Below are 3069 nucleotides of genomic sequence, written 5' to 3' on the forward strand. Positions count from 1 at the left end.
CTTAGTGATTCTCGATTTTAGCAGCGGATCGTGTTGAGGGTAGTGTCTGCGCCAGAGAATGATACCTCACGATCGGCACTGATCAGCGACACTGAATAGACGCTCGCCGGGAATTGCTGATTTCATGCGCTCCGCGGTCACAAGACCCTGCCCAATCCGCTCCTCGATCACGTCGGTCTCCCCGCCGTTGCCCAGATCCGGCCGGAACACGTCGAGCCCGCGCTCGATGCCCGGCTCGCGGCCTGCCGCACTGAGATCGCCCGCCTGACCAGCATGGCGCCGGTCCCCACCTGGGAGAATTTCGTCGAGGCCCTGGAGGTGATGAGCTTCCAGGCCAACTGAGGCCGCCCGCGGGGACCTGAAAGTCCCCCGTGGGAAAGGACATTGTCATCGTCACCCGCGAGGAGCATCGTAGGTTGGACCTCAAAGGGTTAGCGTTACCGCCTTTGCAAGACGCAAACCGTATCGAAGATCACCACCGCGAGTCGCGCGGCGGCGGCCTGCACGACGGGCCAGTGATGCCAGCGCGGGGCGAGGTTTTTGTATTCGGGAAGCTCCGTTTCCTCCAAGTCGTAGGGCATCGGGTGCGCGAGTTGCGCGGCCAACTGCTGTAATGGCGACTCGCCGTTGTCCTGCCGATAGAGCCGATCAAAAGGCAGCATCGCGGCGGCCACCGCGGCATCGCCCAACGCATCCGCCAGCGCGACGAAATCCAGATAGTCCCTGGTGGCGTTGCGCCGCAGGATCAGCACGCCCTTGATGCGCAGGATCTCCGCCGTGGTGGGCACGGTGATGGCATGGCCCTGAAACCCGATGACGGTCGTCTCCAGCGGTTCGTCACGGATCAGTTGGCGCACGCCGGTCTCGATGCCGTCCAGGCTGCCGAGGATCTGCACCGGTCGCTGCACCCGCGCGGTCCGCCAGCCCGCGACCGCCTCAAGTTGCGTCAGCACCTCGCTGAAACGCCCGCGCAAATCGGTCAACACATGGTCCGCGTCGCGGGAGAAGCGATGCCCCGCATGCAGCGCGGAGGCGGTACCACCGACCAGCACCGCCCCCGGCAGGATGGCCTGCAAGTGCGCGGCGGCGGCGAGCACCCGCTCCCAGTCAGGCAGCGGCGCGGTGGGCTTGGGCATAGTGCAACCAGAAATGGTAGCGCTGGGCATAGGGATCCGCGACCTGCGCCCGGCAGACCTGTTCAACCTTGTCGAGCAGCGTTGGGTCCGCGAGCACCGCCCGACGCAACGCGGCCCAGTCATCCCAGCGTCCACGGGCGATCAGATCGTCGATGGCGGCCAGGGTCAGGCGCTGGTGGTTCAGATGGCGGTGTTGCATGGAGGGACTCCGGTGGATCGGCAACAGTCGGCACACAGTATAACGAGGCCGCCGGGGTCCGGGGCCGCCGGGGATCGCGGCCTTAGCATCAATCCCGATTACAGGTCCGGACGCATCAGTCAATAGCACACTTGGGCAGGATCTCGCCCATCGTGCGACTATAGCAGGGCCAGCGGCGGCGCTTGCCGCCGTGCTGCCATGTCCCGCCGATTCATTCGGATACCCTGACCATGCTGAGCCGCCTTTACGCCGATAACTTCCGCTGTCTGGTTAATTTCGAGTTGACCTTGGGGCGGATCGTCCTGCTGCTGGGGCCAAACTGAGGCACGCGCCCGGCTGTTCCGGGACGACGGACGCTCGGGTGGCGACTTTCTGTTCGACTGGTCCCGTTCCGGGGTGGGCGCGCTCCACGAGCGCCCGGACAACACACAACTCACCTGGTTTCGCCGTCGCCTCGGAAACCTTCTGGTCGTGCGCCCGAACCCGATGCTGATCGGCGGAGAGACCCGCGAAGAGGTCACACGCCCGGACCCGCGGCTCGGCAACTTCGCGTCCTGGTACCGCTGGCTGAGTCAGGAGCAGCCCGGCGCGGTGATGGCCCTGAATACGGCGCTACGTGAGGTGTTGCCTGGCTTCGACGTGTTGCGCCTGCGCCAGTCCGGCGAGGCTAAGCTCCTGGAGGCGACGATGCAGGGACCGGACGGCCGACGGATGGCCTGGCGCCTTGGTGACCTCTCCGATGGCGAGCGGGCCTTGATCGCGCTCTATACACTGATCCACTGCCTGCCGGACGGCGGCGCCACCCTGTGCGTCGATGAGCCCGAGAACTTCCTGGCGCTGCCGGAGATCGGCCCTTGGTTGGATCGGTTCGACGAACGCTGCGCCGAGCCACCCCAGCAGGGCATCCTGATCTCTCACCATCCCCGGCCGATCAACCTGCTCGCACGCGACGCCGGGCACTGGATCGACCGCGATGGCCCGCTGGCACCGACGCGGGTGCGCCGCATCGAACCGAGCGCCGGCGCCGCCGGGGTGCCGATGGATCAACTGGTCGAGCGGGGCTGGGTCTTCGATGAGTAGACAGGTCCGCGCGGTCGTCCTCTGCGAAGACCGGGCGCATTGGCACTTTGCCCGTGCCTTTCTGATCGCCCCCTGATTGCGGCCTGCACAGAGTGGGCACTGCGTCTCGCCGATCTTCGTTAGCATCAACTGCTTTCTTCCCAACGGGTGGTCGGCCCTCGTTTCGGACGACGCCACTCTCGGCCGCGGCTCAGGGAACCCGCCGGAGTCAGCTCTCGGAGACCCGCCGGGGCTGGACCCGCCGAGGTCAGTGCTCGCATTGTTGCAATCCTCAGGAATCCAGATAGATCCTGTCCATTAGATCAATCACCCCAAGCGGTGCGGTTAGCGGCGATCTCGCGCTCCATGACGATCGGGTCGCCAGGGGGCGCCGCGGCAAAGGCGAGGCTATCCAGGGTACGCAACAATGCGGCACCGCCGCCTTGTTGCGATAAGGGTTCATCGAGCGGCGCGAGAATGGTCACGACGGCCCGTACGGTGCGTGACAATTGCAGGGGTTCCAGCAGGGTTACCCTGCCTCGACTTTGGCCATTTCAGGCCGTCGAGGCCAGTTGATCCAGCAAGCGTTCCCAGTCCCGCTGGGAAATAACGAGGGCGTCCGGGTCTGCGGTTGAGTTGACGAAATTCGCCGCCGCCCAACTGGTGCGGCGCACC

At 65.6% G+C, this 3069-nt stretch carries 4 protein-coding genes; 1 reads left to right on the plus strand and 3 read right to left on the minus strand.

Features of this window, described 5'->3' with window-relative positions; genetic code table 11:
• Window positions 1-437 precede the first annotated feature (437 nt).
• A complete protein-coding gene (locus QZY03_RS20635; protein WP_295584136.1) occupies window positions 438-1136 on the minus strand; it encodes a nucleotidyl transferase AbiEii/AbiGii toxin family protein in 699 nt (232 codons plus the stop codon).
• Window positions 1108-1335, minus strand: a complete 228-nt coding sequence (locus QZY03_RS20640; RefSeq protein ID WP_295584138.1) for a hypothetical protein — start codon at window positions 1333-1335, stop codon at window positions 1108-1110. Before QZY03_RS20640 ends, QZY03_RS20635 begins: the two co-directional genes overlap by 29 nt.
• Window positions 1336-1806: 471 nt before the next feature.
• Here QZY03_RS20640 and QZY03_RS20645 point away from each other — a divergent pair, with 471 nt between their 5' ends.
• Window positions 1807-2415, plus strand: coding sequence for an AAA family ATPase (locus QZY03_RS20645; protein ID WP_295584139.1), 609 nt, complete (start codon window positions 1807-1809; stop codon window positions 2413-2415).
• Between the two features lie 302 nt (window positions 2416-2717).
• Here the strand turns inward: QZY03_RS20645 and QZY03_RS20650 are convergent, their stop codons facing one another.
• Window positions 2718-2903, minus strand: coding sequence for a hypothetical protein (locus QZY03_RS20650; RefSeq protein ID WP_295584141.1), 186 nt, complete (start codon window positions 2901-2903; stop codon window positions 2718-2720).
• Between the last annotated feature and the right edge of the window lie 166 nt (window positions 2904-3069).

It is taken from the genome of uncultured Lamprocystis sp. (genome assembly GCF_903933125.1).
Classification (GTDB): Bacteria; Pseudomonadota; Gammaproteobacteria; order Chromatiales; family Chromatiaceae; genus Thiodictyon.